The 1,002-nt window shown below is 70.6% G+C and carries 1 pseudogene; it reads right to left on the reverse strand.

Going from position 1 to position 1,002, the window contains the following annotated elements:
- Positions 1 to 752, reverse strand: a pseudogene (locus tag K8556_RS38880) (hypothetical protein); the annotation flags it as partial.
- Positions 753 to 1,002: the final 250 nt, after the last annotated feature.

Here is a 1,002-nt window from a genome sequence, read left to right on the forward strand (position 1 = left end):
CCGCCCCAACCGGCAAGCAGGTGGGCCTCGAAGCCCGGCCGCACCAGCACCACGGCGGTGCCGTCCAGATGCGCCAGCGTCACCGAGGGCGCACGCCCTCCGGCGTTCCCCCAGTCGTGCACGGCGGAGAGTGCCAGCGTGTGGCGGCCCGGCTCGCGGGGCTGGCCGAAGAGGACGTGCTCCAGGTCCAGTGCGACTTCAGCCCCCATGAGGCGCGCGCCCAGCACGTCCGAGGCGAAGGCCTGCGTGTAGAGGGGACCCAGCGTGCCGGTGAGGAAGCCGCCCGCTGGGTGGTAGTCAGGGTTGCTTCGGTTGGAGTAGCGCCGCACGAGGTGCGCGGACAACAGGCTGTAGGACTCCAGCGCGCCGAACCAGACGCCCACGGGCGCGTCGTTCGAGCCCAGCTTGAGGCCTCGCACCACCTGCCCGAAGTCGGACAGGTGGTCCCAGTCCTCCCTCCTCACGAGACCCGTGCCACCCCATGCTCGCAATCTGACCGGTGCGCCGAGGTTGAGCCCGAACTCCGAACCACCCTCCAGGATGAGCGTGGGCTCCAGTTGGATGAAGCCCTCGGCCTCGCCGCCGCCTGAGCGCGGAAGGTACGCGAGCGGTGCCACCTCCAGCCGTGCCAATGCAGACCCGGAGCGCGAGGATTCCTGGGGGGCTGAAGTCCCCGAGTCAGGCGCATCCGTAGCCGCTCCTCGCATGGGAAGCAGACCCAGCCACAGCACCGCCCACCAGCGGTTGCCCATTGCTCGCCCCTCGTGACTGCACTCCGGTGCGGTGTGCGGAACCCCGTGATAGCCGCCGAGTCCGACACGTCCGCCGTAAGCGCTCGCCGTGCCCGGTCGTGACGGGCGCCCGTGAAGTCGCGAAACCTCCAGGCCACTGTGCGGCGGGGCCTCCCCGGCGGCGGCGCTTCGCACGAACTTGTCCGACAGGAGGTCTGCGCGGAATAGCGAGGCCAGTTGGCCGGCTGCCAAGCGACAAGGGGGACAGGAG

The organism is Corallococcus sp. AS-1-12 (assembly GCF_020036995.1).
Classification (GTDB): Bacteria; Myxococcota; Myxococcia; order Myxococcales; family Myxococcaceae; genus Corallococcus.